This window comes from Streptococcus mitis (genome assembly GCF_001579035.1).
GTDB classification, from domain to species: domain Bacteria; phylum Bacillota; class Bacilli; order Lactobacillales; family Streptococcaceae; genus Streptococcus; species Streptococcus mitis_J.
The window spans coordinates 1-608 of sequence record NZ_KQ970312.1 but is presented as its reverse complement, the minus strand read 5'-3'; the positions used below and the strand labels follow the sequence as shown (position 1 = coordinate 608).

At 34.2% G+C, this 608-nt stretch carries 1 protein-coding gene; it reads left to right on the top strand.

The genetic code is table 11. The annotated features are described in order from the left end of the window. Nucleotides 1-177 precede the first annotated feature (177 nt). Nucleotides 178-608 (top strand): carbohydrate ABC transporter permease (locus SMIDD26_RS10840; protein ID WP_167747533.1); only part of this gene is annotated, 431 nt, incomplete at its 3' end.

The window sequence follows — 608 nt, the reverse complement described above, 5'->3', positions numbered from 1 at the left end:
GTAAAGGAAAGGGGGGCTTTTTGTTTAAAATGTAAGAAATTGTCACGAAATTAAAATGAAGTTCTTACATAAGCGAATCATAAAAAATTTCATTTTGATTTTAAAACAGTTCAAGAAAGTCAAAAAATTATTCTATTTGAAAGAGAGGTGCCTACTGTGAAAGTCAATAAAATCCGTATGCGGGAAACAGTGATTTCCTATGCTTTCCTAGCACCAGTGTTGTTCTTCTTTATCATCTTTGTGTTGGCTCCAATGATTATGGGCTTCATCACAAGTTTCTTTAACTATTCTATGACTAGCTTTGAATTTGTGGGCTTAGATAACTATATCCGTATGTTTAAAGATCCTGTCTTTACAAAATCTCTGATTAACACAGTTATTTTGGTTATTGGGTCTGTACCAGTTGTTGTTCTATTCTCACTCTTTGTAGCATCGCAAACCTATCACCAAAATGCTATCGCTAGATCATTCTATCGCTTTGTATTCTTCCTTCCAGTTGTTACAGGTAGTGTTGCCGTAACAGTTGTATGGAAATGGATCTATGATCCGCTATCAGGTATCTTGAACTTTGTGCTTAAATCAAGTCATATCATTACTCAAAACATTTC